Source organism: Falsihalocynthiibacter sp. S25ZX9, assembly GCF_041205405.1.
Taxonomy (GTDB): Bacteria; Pseudomonadota; Alphaproteobacteria; order Rhodobacterales; family Rhodobacteraceae; genus Falsihalocynthiibacter; species Falsihalocynthiibacter arcticus.
The window spans coordinates 190,430-208,813 of the sequence record NZ_JBGFCD010000008.1; the positions used below are offsets into that span (position 1 = coordinate 190,430).

Below are 18,384 nucleotides of genomic sequence, written 5' to 3' on the forward strand. Positions count from 1 at the left end.
ACGTCTGCCGAGGCCGAAATGATACCTAGTGACTTCCTAAAATCCCTTTTTGACGCGGCTCTTGAGGCAGCTGACCCCTTCAAAGCGGTTCCCCCCTATTTGCCAGAAAAACCCAAGGGGCGCGTGGTTGTCGTCGGCGCTGGAAAGGCCTCCGCGCGCATGGCACAGGCAGTCGAAGCGCAATGGGGGCCGTGCGAAGGCCTCGTCATCGTTCCACACGGTGCGTCATTACCTTGTCAGGGCATCGAAATTGTGGAAGCGCGGCATCCCGTTCCCGACGCCGCAGGTGTTGATGCAGCCCGCAGAATTCTTGCGCTCGTTGAGGAGTTGGGGCCAGAGGATCTCGCGCTTTGCCTGATTTCTGGCGGTGGCTCCGCCCTGATGTCTGCCCCCGCAAATGGTTTAACATTGCAAGACAAGCAATTGTTAAATAAACTTCTTTTGGAAAGTGGCGCGGCAATAGACGAAATGAATGTGCTGCGCAAACACCTCTCGGCCATCAAAGGAGGTCGCCTCGCCGTAGCAGCCGCTCCTGCGCAAATTTTAACCTTGGCCATAAGCGACGTTCCCGGCGACTCGCCATCGATTATTGCCTCTGGCCCAACTGTACCCGACGCGTCCACCATCGCGGACGCGCTTTCGATTATCGAGCGGTTCTCTATTGATCTTCCCAACCACATCCTTGACGTTTTAAAAGGCCCCGATGGCGAAACACCGAACGCCGACCATCCTGCCTTTACCAAAGCCCAAACCCACATCATCGCCGCCCCCCAAGCAAGCCTTGAGGCCGCCGCCGCTGTCGCGAAACGCGCTGGAGTGACCCCGATAATTTTGGGCGACGCAATTGAAGGTGAGGCCCGCGAGGCCGGAAAAGTTATGGCGGGAATCGCGACACAAATTTGCCGCCACGGCCAGCCCGCACGTGGACCAGCCGTCTTGATTTCCGGCGGAGAAACAACAGTGACCGTGCGTGCAAAACCGGGTAAAGGCGGACGCTGTAGCGAGTTTTTGTTGGGCTTTGCCCTCGCCGCTTGGGACAATCGGGCAATCTCGGCACTGGCCTGCGACACAGATGGGCGCGACGGATCAGAACATAACGCGGGGGCGATTTGGACGACCCAGACCCACACAAAAGCCACCCGCGATGCGGCCTATACCGCACTGGCAAACCACGACGCGTATAGTTTTTTCGAAGGGATCGACGGACTCGTTCAAACCGGACCGACCCATACCAACGTGAACGATTTCAGAGCGATTTTTGTGGAGACAACAGATGAAAATTGACCTTCTATATGGGCGCGAGGGCCTAGAACTAACCTTGCCCGAAGGCGCAAAGGCGACCGTCATTACAAAACCCGCGTTTCCCACGCCGGACTCGCCAGAAAATCTCATCGCCAATGCCCTAAGCAACCCCGTTGGCAGCGCGAATTTCGAGGCCCTGTGTCAGGGTCGCAGATCCGCATGTATCCTGATTTGCGACATCACCCGCCCCGTTCCAAACCATCTCTTCCTGCGCCCAATGATCGAGGGAATGATTGCTGGCGGCATTCCCAAAAATAAGATCACCGTCCTCATTGCGACGGGGCTTCATCGACCCAATTTGGGTGAAGAACTCGAAGAATTAGTCAATGATCCTTGGGTATTAGAGAACGTTCGGGTTGAAAACCACTATGCGCTCAACGATGAGGATCACGTTGATTTAGGCGTCACCAAAGGACGCCGCGTTCCGGTAAAACTTGATAAGCGGCTTGTCGACGCTGATCTGCGGATTGCTACGGGCCTCGTGGAGCCGCACTTTATGGCGGGCTATTCTGGAGGGCGCAAAGTTGTCGCCCCCGGTGTCGCGCATCACGAAACCATACGCACGTTTCACTCGGCGCGGTTCATGGAAGATCCCGCTGCCAAGGAATGCAATCTGGTGGCAAATCCACTGCATGAAGAACAGCTCGAAATCGTGCAAATGCTGGGGGAAACCTACGCCCTAAACACCGTTATTGACGAAAAACGCAGGCTGGTTTTTGCAAGCTTCGGCGAGATCATCCAAAGCCACCTTTCCGCCGTTGAATTTGTGCGAGAGTTCACCGAAATCCCCGTGGGCCGGACGTTCAAAACGGTCGTGACCTCCGCTGCGGGTTATCCGTTGGACCAAACCTATTACCAAACGGTGAAAGGCATGGTCACTCCCCTCGATATCCTTGCGCCCGGAGGCACGTTGATCATCGCCTCCCATTGCGGCGAAGGGCTTGGCTCGCCACATTTTCGGGCCGCGCAAGAAAAATTGGTGGCAGTGGGCCCGACGGCATTTCTCGATTCCCTGTTGGCTAAATCTTTTGCTGATGTTGATGAATGGCAGACCGAAATGCAGCTCAAACCTATGCGCGCGGGGCATGTGCATCTCTATTCATCGCACTTACCCGAAGCGGATTTCGCGGTCACGGGTATTTCCCGCGTCACAGACCTCACTGCAGCCATCGCCGCGAGTATCAAAATGCACGGCGACGCCGATATCGCCGTGATCCCAGAGGGGCCCTATGTGGTTCCACAGGCACGGAAAAAGGCATGAGCCGCCACCTTCACCTAGATGTTTTGGGCGGTATCTCGGGCGATATGTTCCTTGCAGCCATGTTGGATACTTTTCCGAATTTTGCCCCGATTTTGCGCCAAGATATTTCCGATGCGGGGCTAGATTTCGCGGTTGGATTAACTGTTGCTACGGTCAAGAAAGCTGGGTTTAGAGCTTCGCAAGTCACCTTCAAAATTGAAACCGACGCCCCTCCAACACACCACTGGGATGATATTAAAAAATTCATTAATGGCAGCGACTTACGGGATGAAGTAAAGGTAATTGCCCTCGACATTTTTACCCACTTAGCTTCAGCCGAAGCGCAATGTCATGGCGTTGAAATTGACGCTGTCCATTTTCATGAGGTCGCCGATTGGGACTCCCTCGCCGATATTGTTGGCGCCGCAAGCATCATTGATCAAGCCGCAGCAACTTGGTCTGTGAGTGCACTGCCGCTTGGCTCTGGTCGCGTGAAAACACAGCATGGCTGGATTCCTGTACCTGCCCCCGCGACGACCCTCCTTTTGCACGGGTTTGAGGGTTATGATGATGGTGTTAGCGGCGAAAGAATTACTCCGACTGGGGCCGCGATTCTTAAGTATTTGGAACCTGCAAAAGAGGCTCCTCCGGGGTCCGTCGGCAAGACAGGCATAGGGGCAGGACAGAAGGACTTCCCCAATGTTGCCAATATCTTGAGGGTCTTAGAAACACAGGCTACCGGCGATGATATGCAACAGGATATGGTCTGTGAAATCGCGTTTGAAATCGACGACATGACAGGCGAAGAACTGGCTATCTCAGTCGAATACCTACGCGAGACGGAAGGGGTAATTGACGTCGGATGTCGGCAAGAACTGGGAAAAAAGGGACGCAATCGCACTTCACTACGCATTTTGGCGCTTCCCGCGCAGCAAGACTCCGTCATACGCGCCTGTTTTATCCAAACATCAACGCTTGGAGTTCGGTTTTCGATGGTTCGCCGAAAAATCCTGCGACGCACATCCGAAACGCATGCAGGCTGGCCAATTAAAACGGCCATCAGGCCCACTGGAAACACAGTTAAGGTCGAGAGCGACGCTTTGGCCCCCCTTTTGAGCCTTGCTGAGCGGCGCAAGCAAGCCCGTGAATCTGAGGGACTACGTGATGCATGATATTCCGAAAGCCCTTGAGAAACTCGCCACATTTCAGCGTTTGCGCAGGGTTGTTATGCAATCCTCAAACTTGACAGTAGCCGTGAGTGGTGGCGTTGACAGTCTAACGCTTGCAACGATTGCGGGACGCCTCAATGGGCAGATCACTGTGGCCCACGCGCTGTCACCGGCCGTTCCGAGCGAAGCCACGCAGCGCGTGAGGGATATGGCGCGAACTGAAAACTGGACGCTTAAAACACTCGACGCCCGAGAGTTTGACGACCCAAATTACATTAAAAACCCCCATAATCGCTGCTATTTCTGTAAAAGTAATCTCTATGCACGCATCCGTCAGGAATGCCACGGAGACCTAGCTGCTGGCACAAATTTGGACGACCTTGGCGAATACAGACCCGGATTGATTGCTGCGAAAGAGAATAACGTTTTACACCCTTTTGTAGAGGCCAAAATCGACAAATCGGAGTTGCGAAACTTCGCGCGGTTGCTGGGGTTGCCGGATATCGCCACATTGCCCGCACAACCCTGTTTGGCCAGTCGCGTTGAGACGGGCATTGCCATTTCCGCCGGCGACTTGGCGCTCATCCATAAAATCGAGACTGCCGCGGCCACGATGATGGATGCGGACGACATTCGGTGTCGCCTCACGCCAAACGGGTTGCGACTGGATACAAGTTCCAAGCCGAGCGAAGCGGCCCTTCAAGCGGTCAAAACGCTTTGCGAAATGGCCGGAAAACCTTTCGTAGGCCATGCAGCCTATAGTCGAGGGAGCGCGTTCATCATGCCGATATCATCATGAAATCACACACAAATATTGATTGGGATCGTAAAGCGAGAACGTCCCTCCCCGAAGTAATTTATGCCGAAAATAAGTCTGTGGAACATCTATTGGACATTTTTGACGCACATGTACAATCCCAGACGCCACTATTGATGACCCGCCTGACGGACGCACAATTGCACGCGTTGGCTCCTCACAATGTTCTCTGCGATTTGGTTGCACGAACGGCAGTCTTTCGGGCGCCAAAAATCGCGCCGAATGCACCAAAACTGGCCGTGGTGACGGGTGGAACGTCCGACCATAAGGTTGCGCAGGAAGTTATTTCAACAGCGCAGTTTTTTGGTTTAAACGCAGTGCTCTTCGCCGATCTAGGCGTCGCTGGATTGTGGCGATTGCAAGAACGTCTACCGGAATTACGCGAATTTCCATTGATAGTTGCAATTGCAGGTATGGAAGGTGCGCTTTTTTCGGTCCTTGCCGGATTAGTCTGTGCTCCGGTAATTGCTGTGCCAACGTCCGTCGGCTATGGCGTTTCCCAAGGCGGACAGGCGGCCCTCACCTCAGCTTTGGCAAGTTGCGCACCTGGTGTCTTGACCGTAAATATCGACAACGGCTTTGGAGCTGCCGCAGCAGCCGCCAAAATATTGCGCCCTACTGCGGTTTCCGAAAAAGACACTGGTGCTATCGTTTTCTAACGAAATGTGACAACCCCTTGTGATGTTGGGTCGTCGTTTTCAGCGGCCATTGGTTTGACTTCGGGCAATGGCCCCGTCCCATAAAGCCGGAAAACGCAGGCACTGGGCGTATCTTTGGAAACGTTTTCTTCCTGCGCCGCAAGCCGTTCTTTTAAATGCTCCTCTTGAAGCAGGTTAAAAAGCCGTTCCCGCTTTACAACAACATTTCGAAAACGTTTTTGCACTTTATTCTTTGCGTCTGCTGTCCCATTTGACACATCTGTGCCACCTTGAGAAATATCTTGGTGTATGCTCATAAACCCATCCTAAAAACCCAAATCACCCGCTTTGGATCATGCAGACTGAATCTTAATAATCCGCGAAACTTTTCGGTTTGCCTTGAATTTTATACATTTATCGTGCGTTTTGGAGGTCAGGGCGCTTCTGATGCGATTGCCGTCAAAGTCATTAAATTACCGCGAAATACATGAACTTATTGGCACAAGGTATTGATATGGAAATATTTTGTGCCATTTACTTCTGGAGGCGTTTCCCCCAAGCCTTGCGACACGGGATATTATCCCCCCTGAAGCCCATTTTTCAAGTCATTGAGCATAGGGGATTTCTTTAATTGGCTTATGCATACCGCTTTGAATTTATAAGATAAATACCTGTCGCCACGCCCTCATCTAGTCTTTTGGGCGACCTCAAGTAAACGCCATTTCCACAAGAGATTGGCACCGGAGTATTGAGTAATACAAGGATAGTATTTTTGAGAATTGAACCAATCCGAGCAGCTTCCGCACGAAAAACCACCTGCCAGAGATTGTTGAGGAAATCGCTATTCGTGATATAGCCCTAGAACCCTAATTCCGGTCCCTCTTAGCGTAATTGATCGGTTCGTGCCACGTGGTCCCTGCCAACTGAATCTGCCTTAAATAAGGTGAGTCAGGCCTATATCCGTTAAATTTTCGACGCAGTTCAGGCCGCTAGGGGCGCAGTTTTACAAACAGACGTAAATTTAGATTAACGATCTCAGATTAATACGAAAATATTTCCTTGCCATAAGGATGGAGACGAGCAAATTTTTCGGGGTACCAGCGAAAACGTGCCGCTCAATACCGAGGTTATTTGAATGTTCCAGAGCAATCTTGACGCTTGAATGAGACCAAATCCCGTTACTGAACCGCCCCAGTTTAATCGGGCGATCCACAGCATAAAACCCGAATTAAGCTGGAGCTTTGGTTATGCCCAGATCTCTAATGTGCGCGGATATTCCCATGTGTTCTGGCATTGCTTCTCACAGTATTCCTCACCGAAATCATAAAACCCTCAGACCAAGCACCCCGTTTATTTTTCATTGGGCCCGTACAGGACTATATTTGAGCGTGTCTGGCTGGGATAAACGTCGCTCGCACGTATCACCTTGAAACCGACAATCTACTTCTTTAGCTATAAAAACAGATTCTTTAACGGTGCCGTCGCGAACTTGAATCAGAATAAGTGAAGTAAACACGTACCTAACAAAGTGACATGCGTAAGTTGAGGAGCCGCCAAGAATGACAAGAATTACTGAGGTCGGACGTTTTGGGTTCGGTACAAAAGCCGAAACGCTGCAGGGACTTGGACCATCTCTTGAGCAGTCGATCATCCCAGACTTTAGCTTTATTTCGGTTGAGGAGTGGGTCAATAATAACGAGAGTGTGATTGACACTCTGACACGTCGTTTCAAGCACAAAAAAGTTGCGGTTCGCTCTTCTGCGCAGGGTGAAGATAGCAATGAATCGACAATGGCTGGCGAGTTTGAGTCCCTCCTAGATATTAACGGCGGCGACACAGAGAGCCTCTCTCAGGCGATTGATACTATTATCGAGAGCTATCCGGGAGGCTTGGAACTCTGTGAGCGCAATCACCAAGTTCTCATTCAAGTCTACGTCAACAATGTTTCGATGAGCGGCGTGGTCTTTACCCAAGACCTCAATACTGGTGCCCCCTATTACGTCATTAACTATGATGACGTTTCAGGACGAACAGACAGTGTTACGTCGGGCGAACAGAACGGTCGCACGCTCTTCGTACATCGCAATTCGCAACACACACTGAATTCTCCACGTTTTAGGGCCGTTCTGGATGCGGTGGCTGAAATCGAAGCGGTCACAGAGATTGATGCGCTCGATATCGAATTCGCAGTCGACAAAGACAACCGCGTCTTTCTGTTCCAAGTGCGCAAGATCACAACCCAAGCAAACTGGAACCGTGGCATGGCGCTGCGCATCCGCGATGCCATCAAAAGCATGTCAGCGTTTGCGGCAACGAGGTTTCAGCCGCTGAGCGGTGTCTACGGCAGTCGGTCTCTCTTCGGGCAGATGCCCGACTGGAACCCCGTCGAAATGATCGGCTCACGACCACGGCCCCTCGCGGTGTCACTTTACCAGCGCCTGATTACGGATAGAACATGGCGTTTGGCGCGCAAACAAATGGGCTATGCCGAACCGCAAGGCTCCCCATTGATGTATATGTTCGGTGGACAGCCGTATATTGATGCGCGTCTGAGCTTCCATTCCTACCTGCCCGCAGACCTCCCTCCCGCGATCGGTCACAAGCTCGTTGATGGTTGGGTACAACGCCTGTCCGACAATCCGCAGTTGCACGATAAGGTCGAGTTCGACGTTGCGATCACCACGCTTTCTTTTGATTTTGATAAGCGATTTGAGGAGCAGTGCGCTGGTCTTCTCGATGATGGGGAACGCGATATTTTCAAGGAATGCCTGCAACGCCTGACCCATTCCTTGATAACGTCGCAAATCGCATCGATTGAAAGTGAACTTGGAAAAATTGAAACGCTGTCGCGCAAATGCGATGAACGCGCGGGTTACCACGGTCAAATCGATCTTTCGTCGGTTGCCGCGCTCCTAGAAGACTGCGTTGATCTGGGCACAGTGCCGTTCTCTATTCTGGCACGGCACGGATTTATTGCCCAGTCGTTCCTGAAATCGCTGGTCAGTTTGGATGTGCTTACGCAAGCGGATATGGATGCCTTCATGGGGACGGTCAATACCGTTGCCGGCGACCTTGTTAGCGATATGCGCAAGCTCTCGGACGGCAAACTTGATCTTGGTATTTTCCTCAATCGCTATGGCCATTTGCGGCCCGGCGCCTACGACATTCAGTCGATGCGCTATGATAGCCGTCCTGAATTGATCGAGCGGATGCGCAACGCGCCTGTGGTCGAAACCAGTGATCCAGAGGGGCTGGAAGTCGGGTTTGTGCTTTCTGATGACAAGAAAGCGAAAATCCAGTCGTTGCTGGATGATTTTGGGTACGGCACGAATGTCGATACGTTGTTTGACTATATTGGCAAGGCAACAGAAGCCCGTGAATATTCCAAGTTTGTGTTCACGCGAAACCTTTCTGACGCGCTCGAAGGTATCGCGGCATGGGGGCAGCGGAATGGCCTGAGCAGGGACGAGCTTTCCTTCATCCCGATCCAAACAATCCTCGACGTCAATTCGATGAACAAGGGCCGCTCTACCGAAGAGTATCTGCGCAGCACGGCCGAAACCAACATGAAGGATTATCAAGTCACCATGGGGCTCCACCTGCCCTATCTCATCAAAGAGGTCAGTGATTTTCACATCGTTCCCCTGTTGATCAGCCGCCCAAACTTCATAACATCGAAGTCAGTGGAGGGTGAGATCGTTCATTTGACTGGGAACGAAGTGGACGACAAAATCGATGGTAAAATCGTCGTCATAGAGAGCGCCGACCCCGGTTTTGACTGGATATTCACCCGTAATATCCTTGGCCTTATCACCAAGTTCGGCGGCGCAAATTCCCATATGGCAATCCGGTGCGCAGAGTTTCGAATTCCAGCGACAATCGGCGCCGGCGAGCAGTTATTTGAACAGGTTTTGGCCAGTAGTATGGTGGAACTGAATTGTGCCCAAGGTACCCTTAAAACCACCACCAATCGTATCAGATGATAATTGCAATAACACAGCGGGTTTTGGAAAATCCGTCCTATCCTGATCGGCGCGATGCGCTTGGTCACGACTGGATTCGGGCCTTCGGCGAGCACTTTCCCGAGGCCGTGCTGGTGCCCGTCCCTAACAATCTACCGGATGTCAGCGCATGGCTCGCCGCGGTTCGGCCACACGGCATAATCTTGTCGAACGGAAATGACTGGGGCGACGCCCCTGAGCGCGACGCGACCGAAACACACTTATACGAGCATGCGCTCAAAACGAATTTGCCTCTGCTTGGGGTTTGTCGCGGACTACAGGTCATCCATAAATTGACGGGTGGCGAAATCGAAACCTCGGTTTCTGATGCGACAGGTCAGTCGCACACCGCTGTGCGTCATGACATTGAAATTAGCACCGCCCCCTTTCGCGAGATTGCCGGTGGCGGCGAATTGACCGTGAACAGCTACCACAATCAGGGGGCGTTGCTGTCCGGCGGCGTGGCACCCGAGTTTGAGGTTTTTGCGACGGCTGGCGATTGCGTCGAAGGGTTTGCGCACCGCTCAAAACCAGTGCTCGCGATCCAATGGCACCCCGAGCGGGACGGCGGATCGCCTGCATTTGATTTTACCGTCATAAGGAAGCTATTTACGGACGGTGCTTTCTGGACCTGATCAAAAGAGCGTTGACTGGAACGATCCAGCCGAACGAAATCTAAACTATGAGCGTGGTGACAACATGACAAAGAAAGCAATTATTCTAGCAGCAGGACGTGGCAGTCGGATGCGCGAAATGACCAATGACCGACCCAAAGGGTTGGTGGAACTTGCGTCTAAGCCCTTGGTTGCATGGCAAATCGACGCGTTGCGCAGCGCCGGTATCGACGACATCGTCATCGTCACGGGATATCGCGGCGAGCAGTTTGCGCCCTACGCCGATCGAACCATCCCGAACGATGATTGGGCAAACACCAACATGGTGAGCAGCCTGATCTGCGCGGCCGCAGAAATTGACGGGCCCGTGATCATTAGCTATTCGGACATCGTTTATGCGCCCTCCATCGTGAAAAAACTTATGGCGGCACCGGGCGATACCGCCTTGGCCTATGACAAAGACTGGCTCACGCAGTGGAACCGCCGCTTTGAGGACCCGCTTTCGGATGCCGAAACATTCCGGATCTCAAACGACAACATCCTCACCGAGATCGGCGGCAAAACAAACTCTCTCGCTGAGATCGAAGGGCAGTATATGGGACTGCTGCGGTTTTCAAGTCAGACAATCGACGCTATTTTGTCGGTGACAACGGAGGAAGAGCGTCCCAAAATGGATATGACGTCGCTTCTGATGCGTCTGATTAATGCGGGTCATACAATCCATGGCGCGGCGATTTCTGGTGGTTGGTGCGAGGTCGACAGCACGTCTGATTTGCGCGTGGCCCACGAGATCGTTGACGAAGGTCAACTCACTCTTGAGGCATAAACCTAACCTAAATATGCGGCTTTTGGCCCGTAGACTTTCAAGGAGTAGTCAATGGTAATCTGGGTGATTGGCCTGTCTGGCGCGGGCAAAACAACGGTGGCGCGGCGTGTGCACGAACTGTGGGCACATGCGGCCCCCAATACCGTGCTTGTCGACGGCGACGAAATCCGCGACATCATGCGCGAGAATATTCAGCCGGATTCACATGAGCTTTCTGGACGGCGGCGCAACGCAGAGCGAATTTTTCGGCTTTGCCGTTGGCTGGATCGGCAGAACATCAATGTGGTGTGTTCGATCCTGTCGATTTTCCCCGATTTGCGCGAAGACAATCGTCGGGAGTTTTCGAAGTATTTCGAGGTCTTTTTAGACGTTCCGATGGACGAGTTGGTGCGGCGGGATATTAAGGATATCTATGCAAAGGCGTTGCGCGGGGAACGCACCCATGTGGTTGGCGTTGATATTCCGTTTCCACGGCCCGAGACCGCCGATCTGATCATCGACAATTCCAAACCGGGCCTTGATGTCGACGCTGTGGCACGGCAAATCCTCGCGGCAAATGGTGTTAAACTATGAGTCATTTGGGCTACCCTTACGCCGAAGGCAACCGCCTTACCGACCGCAATACTTACTTTTATACACCTGCGGTCGGCGCACCGATGGTGCAAGCGTGGCGCGCGTCCCGTGACGCGGTTTTGGCGGAATTGCCGCCACCAGCAGCCCAGCCATCCGGATTCCCCGTAACAAGCACGTCGCAGCTTCCAGAGAATGGCGCGGTTGTGACCGCAGACCTTCTTGAGCAACTCATGGCAGAGCTGCAAAAGTCCGATCAATCCGGCAAAGCTGGTTTTTGGCTCGACCGGCTTGTTCACAAGTTCGAAACGACAAAGTATTTACACCGCGCGTATGACGAAAATTTTCGCGCCATCGATCGCACCAAACGCGAAGATCTTGACCTTTACGTGCGCTTTGCCGAAGTTCTAGTGATCTCGTTCCAAGCTGACGGAAAATTGCCAAAGCTAAACGCGTTATTGAAGGTCATCGACACCCTTTGCTCGGTTCGAAGCCAACTTTCGACTGATCTACAGCGCCGCTTGGCTGGCCTTATTCAAAACGAAGAAGGTATTACGGCTAAGTTGGCGGGGTAATTTAATCCTCCAAGCTTGGGGTTTCGGCATGGCTTTCCCTTAGAAAGCCGACCTTGCTCTAACATTCCGAACCATCTCTGCGTCGCGACTTATGTGACACTCAGGCAGGTAGAGCACGTACAGTGTTTACCGCGGACGTTTCCCCATAGGTGGAATTGCGCCAGTGGACTTAAAAATGTGTACCTCAGGTTGAGCCCGTCGCACATGATAGGTTTTCAACCGCCAAGATACCATAATTGGATACATTGCCAATCCAAACAGCTACACCTATAATATTCTGATACTGCGCGAGAAAATTGGCGCGAGTGATGACATTTTTTGGTACTATCGGTGAGGGTCTCATGACATTGCAAGGAGTTGTGTTTCTGGCAGCAGACACTGCCAGATCAAGTGCGTATGCACAGGCGATGGTCAACTCGGGTTTAAAACCCCAAGCCACCCTCCTTTTTGGAATGGGTTCCAAAGCTAGGCTTGGACAGGCCGAACAACTCGCGCGCTCTCCTGAAATCAAGGGTGTTTTCACCCCCGCGCTCGGCGTGCCACTTAGAGAAGTATGCGAAAAGTTCGGCACAACAGTACAAGACCTTAGCGCGCAAAGTATTTCGGACCAAAGCATCAGGGACCGCCTAACAGAACTTCAACCAAAACTTGTTATTTATTCAGGATTTGGAGGCGAATTGGTGCCCGGCGACTTGTGTAAGAACTGGAAGTTCCTGCACCTGCATTCGGGGTATTTGCCAGAGTATCGCGGGAGCACAACGTGTTACTATAGCCTTCTCGCCGAAAATCGGTGCGGCGTGTCGGCAATCTACTTAAGCCCCGACATTGACACCGGCGACATTGTCGCGAAGGAACATTACGCTCCGCCCACCCGCGAAATCGATATTGACTATATTTACGACAGCGCGATCAGGGCAGATTTACTGGTGAAGGTTCTCAAAAACTACGCGGCATCCGATGGGAACCTGAAAACTGTTGAGCAAGATGACACTGAGGGGCAGACCTTCTATGTTATTCACCCGGTGCTTAAAAACATAGCGATTGAACATGTCAAATCCGGCGAGGTTAAAAGTGCCACCTAAGTCATTAATTTATAGAATAGGAGGTCGGGCGAAACGTGATCTAGCCCGTCTCAGAAACACTCTGTTTCGGCAAAAAATTGATCAAACTGTAGTGGCCCCTGTAAAAGGGCAGCGCGCAATTACGCACTTCGTGCCACGGGTCGCTCTCGCCGTCCGCGATCTTGAAATGCTCAATCATTACAAAGGCATCTTGCTGAATATGCCCCGAGAGTCGACTTGCGTTCTTGGGTCGTGGGACGTGGCAGAGGAAAAAGACCCCATCATTGCTTTCGCGCGCAAGCATGGCTACCAAGCCATCTCGCCAAAGCGTGCCTATGAGACCGGAATGAAGTTTGCCGTCATGGTCAGCCATCATCCGTTTATTTTTAAGGACCAGAATAGACCAAAGCTGGTCGATCTTGCACACACCCATGTGCGCCTGATGTATGCGCTCGGCAAGGCCGGCTGGAATTTCCGAGAGTGGAACAAGATGTATCATACCGTCTTGTGTTGGGGGCCGTATCACGCTGAAATGTTAGCGAAATATCCGAAAATTCAAACAAAACAGATCGGTTATCCGCGATTTGATTCCTACTTCGACAATTCGCTGAACCGTGACAAGATTTTGCAAGATCTAGGATGCGACCCGAAAAAACCGGTCGTGACGTGGCTTCCAACATGGTCGACGCTGTCTTCTGTGGCTACCTATTCCGACGCCGTCGCAAAACTAAAGGATGACTATAATCTTTTAGTGAAACTGCATCCTGGAATGTACGCCGATGCCAAGAGCATGGAAATTCTGCGGAAAAACGGCATACCATTGTTATCTGATCGCTATATCAACAACGTGCAAATGTTCTATGTGACCGATTATGTTTTGGCGGATTATGGCGGATCCCCCTTTGGCGCAATCTACACTGGGAAAAAGCTTCTCCTACTGAATATCGAAGACGCTGCGCAGAGCAAGCTTATGGGCGAAGACTCTCTGGATCTGAAAATTCGCGATTGGGTGCTCAACATCGATGCTGATAAGCGGTTTGATATCCCGAAAATTCTCGCGGACGATACGATATGGGAACGTCAGATGTCTCAGTATGCCGATGAAAGGGCGTATTTTTTTGCACCCTACCATGGGAATTCCGGTCGTGTAGCGGCTCACACGTTGCTCGACATGCTTCTGAATGAGATCACGTCCCCGTCGCGGATGATCTCGTAGACATTTGCCGGGTTACCTTTCGTCGGACGATTACAGATTTGCGCGTTTCGTTTTAATCGGACGGAGTGATCGCCAAATGAGGGGTGGCACGAGCAATTTATCAAAGCAGCTCAGTGTGCCACTTTACTTGAACCAATGGAAAGCAAGACCAAAAACTGATTGGCTCATTGTTGTGTTTGAAACAATATTCCAAACACGCCCCGTATAAGGAGAAGAGTGCTTCAAAGGCATTTACTACAAATGGTCCAAGGACTTCATGGAAGCTGGCAAGAAGCGGCGCCGGCCGCGAACACGGACGAGATGTAGGGTTTGCGCCGCGATGCCCGTGACCTGAAAGACGTCGGAGCGGAGCAGTCGCGGTTTATGAGCGACGTGAACTTGATCGCACCCTGACGCCTGTAGCGCCAAGTCTAGCGTATCGGTGACATCCTCCGCCCGCATAATACAACCAATTGGATGAGCCAAACTCTCTCTTCGTTTACGCCGCCCTTGGACCCAAAAACTCTGACCACCGACACCGAGTCTGATGTATGCAGCGGACTTCCATGCGATTGCACATTCTAAGGATAACAAGTTTAAAATATCGCACAGGTCCTGCCAAGCCCCCAACACGAGGGATGCGTTCTAATTTTTCGTTCCAATGCCTTTTGCTAAAAGATCGAAAACCAAGCGGATACGCAGATTTGTTTTAAGCTCTCGGTGGGCCACCAACCAGGTCTCAATGCTGATTGGCTCAAACGCCAAGTATGGGTTTTCGAGCTCCGGATAAACCTCGCCGATCTCGATTGGAAGAATGCCAATCCCAAAGCCTTGCCGGACAAGTTCGAGGGCAAGTGTTGCACTCGAGGTGGAAAAATTGAAATTTGCGGTCGTTAGGTTCAGCCCACGTGACGCCATCAAGCCAAGCCGCAGTTCAGGCTGGTCGAAACCGACAAACTTCAGCCCTTCAAGATCCGCGAGCGTCTTTGGGCGTCCAACTTCGTCAAGGTATTGTTTTGAAGCGAAAAGATGTGCCGTCGTATCCCGAAGCCGCTTTGCAAACAGGGTCTCGTCTTTGGGTCGACTATGACGGATTGCTATGTCAGCTTCACGCCGCCGCAAATCGCTCAACTCATTTGATGCGATAATCTCGATCTGAAGGTCTGGCGCGGTTTTGCGCAGATTTTTAAGGACGGGCGGCAGAAAATGCGTCGCCATCAGGTTTGTGGCAGAAATCAACACATGTCCGGTCACCGCTTGGGATTGGCCCGTTGCGACAACGGATATGCTGTTTGCTGCATCGCCCATCGTCCGAAAATGCGCAAGCAACTCTACGCCTGATTGCGTCAGCAAAAGCGCGCGCGATGTTCGTTCAAAGAGTGTCACTCCAAGCGCTTCTTCGAGGCCCGCGACCTGGCGGCTCAACGTTGGTTGTGTCAGCCCAAGCGCACGCGCGGCCGCGGATAGCGACCCTTCCTCAGCGGTCACAAGAAATGCCCTTGCCTGATTCCAGTCGAAAGCTGATCGTTTCCACTCCATCATTTACGTATACCAAACCAAGAACGATACGCAATTACGTATCTGTAATCCGCATTCTATATTTTGCCATCGACCAACTTTAGGCAGGCAAAAGATATGACGCAGCCAGAAAACAAAAGCCTCAGGCCTTCGCTCCCCCCTGCGGTGGAAAAGGCAATCCCCATGACCTCTCGTCGCATTGGCTCTTGGGAAGTCCTCATTAATAGGCGGCCGCTCTCCCCTGCGGACCTTGCCAGCCGGTACGACGCGGTCTCGGGTAATTGGGAGCGAACGGCCCGTCGCTTTCAACTGGAAGCCGCGTATCAAGCACCTCTTTTAACCTCTCGGGTCGCAACAGTTCTTAAGCAGGTTGGGCCACAGGCGCGGATCCTCGATTGCGGGATCGGGAATGGAAGCCTGTCGATTGCTCTCGATAGTATCCTGACGGGTCCGGTCGAATACCATGGAATTGATACCTCTGCCGAGATGCTGGCGCAGGCCAGCTCCACGATGCAGCACGCCGGGTTGCGCGCGCACTTTAAGCAAGCTGATGTTCTGTCATTGCCATATGATGATCAGTCTTTTGACGTGGTTATGGCCGCGCATGTCCTTGAACATCTGCCGGATCCACAACGCGCGCTCAAAGAGATGATCCGCGTTCTAAAACCAGCCGGGATGGTGTTCGTTTGCATGACGCGCCCCTCACTTTTCGGCGCACTTGTCCAACTCAGGTGGCGCACATGGGCGATCACAGAACAACAGGGCGTTGCGTGGCTGCAAGATTGTCAGCTTGTCGATGTCGGACACCAGCCGGTTCACCTCGGCTCCTGTGCTGGCGTCGCAAGCACGGCCTTTTGGGCGCGGCGGCCACAATGATTACTTCAAATCTAAAAGCCTCCAAACTTCGCTTAGGAAAATCCGAATGGGTCGCCCTTGGCGTAATCTTTGTCTATTCGTTCATTCCGGTCATTGGCGGGTTGATACGGGTTCTTGAGCTTGCAGGCGGGCCACAAATCGCACCAGCTAACACACGGGCATTGCTTGCTCCACTCCCTATCACACTCCACATCCTCAGCAGCATTATCTTCTGCGTTCTTGGGGCCTTACAGTTCATACCAAGCCTGCGACGCCAACGTCCGGCGGCGCATCGCGCAATCGGCCGAGTGATTGCGGTGGCGGGATGTGTTTCCGCCCTCACAGCTGTTTGGATGACGCATTTTTATGACTTTCCCAAAGCGCTTCAGGGGGCCACACTTTATTGGGTGCGGATGGTCTTGGGCACGTCAATGATCGGACTCATCATCTGGGCCGTGATTGCAATCAGATCCCGCAATATTTTTCAACATAGCGCGTCGATGGTGCGGGCTTATGCTATCGCTCAAGGTGCGTCGACCCAAACTGTCGTGGGCATCACCTGGATCATTGCTGTCGGCTCCGAAGCGATGGGCCCCCTGCGCGACGGGCTGATGATCTTCGCATGGGTGTTTAATCTGCTGGTCGCAGAGATTTTGATTCGGTCAACGCTAAAGCCGGAAAAGCGACCGGGTCTTAAAAGATAGGATGGCGGTTTCGATGCTGTCCGCGGCCCTAGCGAGAGGTGACGTCAAGCCGAGCGATACGGTTGTCGAATTCTCAGGAGGAAGCACCGGAACGGCTCTGGCATTCGTATGCGGAATGCTGGGCTTGAAGTTCATTGCTTTATTTTCGGATGCGTTTTCTCATTCAAAACAGTAGGCGATGGAAGCTTTCGGCGCGCGGGTTCTGGTTGAAAAAAGCGTTGATGGCAATATCACGCACGAGCTCGCGGAGCGTATGAAACAACGTGCACTCGCACTGGCGGTGCAACCATCCCACTACTATGCAGATCAATTTGGCTCTCCTGATGTTCGACGGGGCTATATGCCGATGGGGCAGGAAATCACCCGTTCGCTTGAAGGGGACTTCGACGTTTTATGTGCCGCAGTCGGAACAGGTGCTGCTATGATGGGAACGCTTGACGGAATGCATGAGCTTGGAGCCAAACCAAAAGTCATTTCCCTAGAACCGTCGCAGTCACCACTTTTAACTACGGGAATGTCGGGCGGACACAGGTTCGAAGGCATTGCTGTTTTTCCCGAGCCTCCTTTTCTTGACAGATCCGTCTTGAGTGATGTGCGAACTGTGGATCAAAACAAGGGAGTCGAGATGTGTCGTCGCCTTGCCCGCGAGGAGGGTATCTTCGGAGGTGGTTCGACTGGCCTGAATGTTTGCGCAGCAATAGACCTCGCAGTCGAACTTGGATCGGGAAAAACGCGTCGTGACTTTTGCTTGTGACAACGGCATGAAATACCTTGGGGGACACATTTACAGCTGAGACAGATCACTTGCTCGCCGCAATCAACGATCTTCGGGCTGAGCGACAACTTGGTCCGCGTTACGGACAGCAGCCTAGGATCAATACCTGTCCGGAAAAAGCGGTCGTCGTTTTTGTCCAAGTTTAAAAGGTCACTGAAATCGCAAAGCGACTTTAGGCCACAATCCCTTGGCAAAACAGCGTTTTCACTTGTCACTTTCATGGTCACGGGCAACGAAGCCGACATTCCTGCAGAATTCAGCATCATGTTTATTGGGCTCAGACCCACCGTTCGCTGCGTTTGTTTCCACTCCGCACTACGGGACGAAGCTAACGTTAGACATAGTTCTACAAGTTGCCGGGCTCGAGCGATTACGGCTTATTGTTCGGGTTACTGCCAGGGAAGTTTTGACGTGTTACCGGCATATTTTTTAATCTTGAGGTGGTTTGCGTGAGAGCCGCGCCAATTCGGCCCTCACCGAGGTCTCAACTAAACTGAGCGATTTGCTGTTTCCGGCCCGAATGT

The 18,384-nt window shown here is 52.4% G+C and carries 16 protein-coding genes and 1 pseudogene; 15 read left to right on the forward strand and 2 right to left on the reverse strand.

What is annotated here, in order from left to right; translation table 11 throughout:
* The first annotated feature begins 18 nt into the window (after positions 1-18).
* The 5 genes from AB9F29_RS11210 to larB are packed head-to-tail and all read left to right on the forward strand — an operon-like array spanning position 19 to position 5,187.
* Entirely contained in the window at positions 19-1,284 is a 1,266-nt protein-coding gene (locus tag AB9F29_RS11210; RefSeq protein WP_369755743.1) for a glycerate kinase, read from the forward strand.
* Complete coding sequence (gene larA, locus AB9F29_RS11215; RefSeq protein ID WP_369755744.1) at positions 1,274-2,563, forward strand: nickel-dependent lactate racemase; 1,290 nt, start codon at positions 1,274-1,276, stop codon at positions 2,561-2,563. Before AB9F29_RS11210 ends, larA begins: the two co-directional genes overlap by 11 nt.
* On the forward strand, positions 2,560-3,714 hold the full coding sequence (locus AB9F29_RS11220) for a LarC family nickel insertion protein (RefSeq protein WP_369755745.1): 1,155 nt from the start codon (positions 2,560-2,562) through the stop codon (positions 3,712-3,714). The genes larA and AB9F29_RS11220 overlap by 4 nt, the downstream gene beginning before the upstream one ends.
* On the forward strand, positions 3,707-4,510 hold the full coding sequence (locus AB9F29_RS11225; RefSeq protein WP_369755746.1) for an adenine nucleotide alpha hydrolase: 804 nt from the start codon (positions 3,707-3,709) through the stop codon (positions 4,508-4,510). The genes AB9F29_RS11220 and AB9F29_RS11225 overlap by 8 nt, the downstream gene beginning before the upstream one ends.
* Complete coding sequence (larB, locus tag AB9F29_RS11230) at positions 4,507-5,187, forward strand: nickel pincer cofactor biosynthesis protein LarB (protein WP_335584428.1); 681 nt, start codon at positions 4,507-4,509, stop codon at positions 5,185-5,187. The genes AB9F29_RS11225 and larB overlap by 4 nt, the downstream gene beginning before the upstream one ends.
* Here larB and AB9F29_RS11235 read toward each other — a convergent pair.
* Positions 5,184-5,483 carry a hypothetical protein gene (locus tag AB9F29_RS11235; RefSeq protein ID WP_039003510.1) on the reverse strand — a complete coding sequence of 100 codons (300 nt, stop codon included), beginning with the start codon at positions 5,481-5,483 and terminating at the stop codon, positions 5,184-5,186. The genes larB and AB9F29_RS11235 overlap by 4 nt on opposite strands.
* A 1,242-nt stretch (positions 5,484-6,725) precedes the next feature.
* Between AB9F29_RS11235 and AB9F29_RS11240 the strand changes: the two genes are divergently transcribed.
* The 7 genes from AB9F29_RS11240 (at position 6,726) to AB9F29_RS11270 (ending at position 14,029) form a co-directional block, all read left to right on the forward strand.
* A complete protein-coding gene (locus AB9F29_RS11240; RefSeq protein ID WP_369755747.1) occupies positions 6,726-9,149 on the forward strand; it encodes a PEP/pyruvate-binding domain-containing protein in 2,424 nt (807 codons plus the stop codon).
* Complete coding sequence (locus AB9F29_RS11245; protein WP_369755748.1) at positions 9,146-9,802, forward strand: gamma-glutamyl-gamma-aminobutyrate hydrolase family protein; 657 nt, start codon at positions 9,146-9,148, stop codon at positions 9,800-9,802. The genes AB9F29_RS11240 and AB9F29_RS11245 overlap by 4 nt, the downstream gene beginning before the upstream one ends.
* Before the next feature lie 64 nt (positions 9,803-9,866).
* Positions 9,867-10,607, forward strand: coding sequence for an NTP transferase domain-containing protein (locus AB9F29_RS11250; protein WP_369755749.1), 741 nt, complete (start codon positions 9,867-9,869; stop codon positions 10,605-10,607).
* A 51-nt stretch (positions 10,608-10,658) separates the two neighbouring features.
* Entirely contained in the window at positions 10,659-11,180 is a 522-nt protein-coding gene (locus AB9F29_RS11255; protein ID WP_335584423.1) for an adenylyl-sulfate kinase, read from the forward strand.
* Positions 11,177-11,752 (forward strand): hypothetical protein, encoded by a 576-nt coding sequence (locus AB9F29_RS11260; protein WP_369755750.1) that lies wholly within the window; start codon positions 11,177-11,179, stop codon positions 11,750-11,752. The genes AB9F29_RS11255 and AB9F29_RS11260 overlap by 4 nt, the downstream gene beginning before the upstream one ends.
* Before the next feature lie 308 nt (positions 11,753-12,060).
* Positions 12,061-12,834 (forward strand): formyltransferase family protein, encoded by a 774-nt coding sequence (locus AB9F29_RS11265; RefSeq protein ID WP_369755751.1) that lies wholly within the window; start codon positions 12,061-12,063, stop codon positions 12,832-12,834.
* 91 nt (positions 12,835-12,925) lie between these two features.
* A complete protein-coding gene (locus AB9F29_RS11270; protein ID WP_369755752.1) occupies positions 12,926-14,029 on the forward strand; it encodes a CDP-glycerol glycerophosphotransferase family protein in 1,104 nt (367 codons plus the stop codon).
* Between the two features lie 624 nt (positions 14,030-14,653).
* Here the strand turns inward: AB9F29_RS11270 and AB9F29_RS11275 are convergent.
* The gene (locus AB9F29_RS11275; RefSeq protein WP_369755753.1) at positions 14,654-15,550 is read right to left on the reverse strand and encodes a LysR family transcriptional regulator; all 897 of its coding nucleotides are present in this window, start codon (positions 15,548-15,550) and stop codon (positions 14,654-14,656) included.
* Positions 15,551-15,709: 159 nt separating this feature from the next.
* Between AB9F29_RS11275 and AB9F29_RS11280 the strand changes: the two genes are divergently transcribed.
* The 3 genes and pseudogenes from AB9F29_RS11280 (at position 15,710) to AB9F29_RS11290 (ending at position 17,839) form a co-directional block, all read left to right on the forward strand.
* Positions 15,710-16,402, forward strand: coding sequence for a class I SAM-dependent methyltransferase (locus AB9F29_RS11280; RefSeq protein ID WP_369755754.1), 693 nt, complete (start codon positions 15,710-15,712; stop codon positions 16,400-16,402).
* Positions 16,399-17,085, forward strand: coding sequence for a DUF2306 domain-containing protein (locus AB9F29_RS11285; RefSeq protein ID WP_335584418.1), 687 nt, complete (start codon positions 16,399-16,401; stop codon positions 17,083-17,085). Before AB9F29_RS11280 ends, AB9F29_RS11285 begins: the two co-directional genes overlap by 4 nt.
* 13 nt (positions 17,086-17,098) lie before the next feature.
* A pseudogene (locus tag AB9F29_RS11290) lies at positions 17,099-17,839 on the forward strand (PLP-dependent cysteine synthase family protein).
* Positions 17,840-18,384 lie beyond the last annotated feature (545 nt).

What these genes read in the sequence shown, in the direction of transcription:
- AB9F29_RS11210 (WP_369755743.1), top strand. Translation starts at nt 19, where the DNA reads ATGATACCTAGTGACTTCCTAAAATCCCTTTTTGACGCGGCTCTTGAG.
- larA (WP_369755744.1), top strand. Translation starts at nt 1,274, where the DNA reads ATGAAAATTGACCTTCTATATGGGCGCGAGGGCCTAGAACTAACCTTG.
- AB9F29_RS11220 (WP_369755745.1), top strand. Translation starts at nt 2,560, where the DNA reads ATGAGCCGCCACCTTCACCTAGATGTTTTGGGCGGTATCTCGGGCGAT.
- AB9F29_RS11225 (WP_369755746.1), top strand. Translation starts at nt 3,707, where the DNA reads ATGCATGATATTCCGAAAGCCCTTGAGAAACTCGCCACATTTCAGCGT.
- larB (WP_335584428.1), top strand. Translation starts at nt 4,507, where the DNA reads ATGAAATCACACACAAATATTGATTGGGATCGTAAAGCGAGAACGTCC.
- AB9F29_RS11235 (WP_039003510.1), bottom strand. Translation starts at nt 5,483, where the DNA reads ATGAGCATACACCAAGATATTTCTCAAGGTGGCACAGATGTGTCAAAT.
- AB9F29_RS11240 (WP_369755747.1), top strand. Translation starts at nt 6,726, where the DNA reads ATGACAAGAATTACTGAGGTCGGACGTTTTGGGTTCGGTACAAAAGCC.
- AB9F29_RS11245 (WP_369755748.1), top strand. Translation starts at nt 9,146, where the DNA reads ATGATAATTGCAATAACACAGCGGGTTTTGGAAAATCCGTCCTATCCT.
- AB9F29_RS11250 (WP_369755749.1), top strand. Translation starts at nt 9,867, where the DNA reads ATGACAAAGAAAGCAATTATTCTAGCAGCAGGACGTGGCAGTCGGATG.
- AB9F29_RS11255 (WP_335584423.1), top strand. Translation starts at nt 10,659, where the DNA reads ATGGTAATCTGGGTGATTGGCCTGTCTGGCGCGGGCAAAACAACGGTG.
- AB9F29_RS11260 (WP_369755750.1), top strand. Translation starts at nt 11,177, where the DNA reads ATGAGTCATTTGGGCTACCCTTACGCCGAAGGCAACCGCCTTACCGAC.
- AB9F29_RS11265 (WP_369755751.1), top strand. Translation starts at nt 12,061, where the DNA reads ATGACATTTTTTGGTACTATCGGTGAGGGTCTCATGACATTGCAAGGA.
- AB9F29_RS11275 (WP_369755753.1), bottom strand. Translation starts at nt 15,550, where the DNA reads ATGATGGAGTGGAAACGATCAGCTTTCGACTGGAATCAGGCAAGGGCA.
- AB9F29_RS11280 (WP_369755754.1), top strand. Translation starts at nt 15,710, where the DNA reads ATGACCTCTCGTCGCATTGGCTCTTGGGAAGTCCTCATTAATAGGCGG.
- AB9F29_RS11285 (WP_335584418.1), top strand. Translation starts at nt 16,399, where the DNA reads ATGATTACTTCAAATCTAAAAGCCTCCAAACTTCGCTTAGGAAAATCC.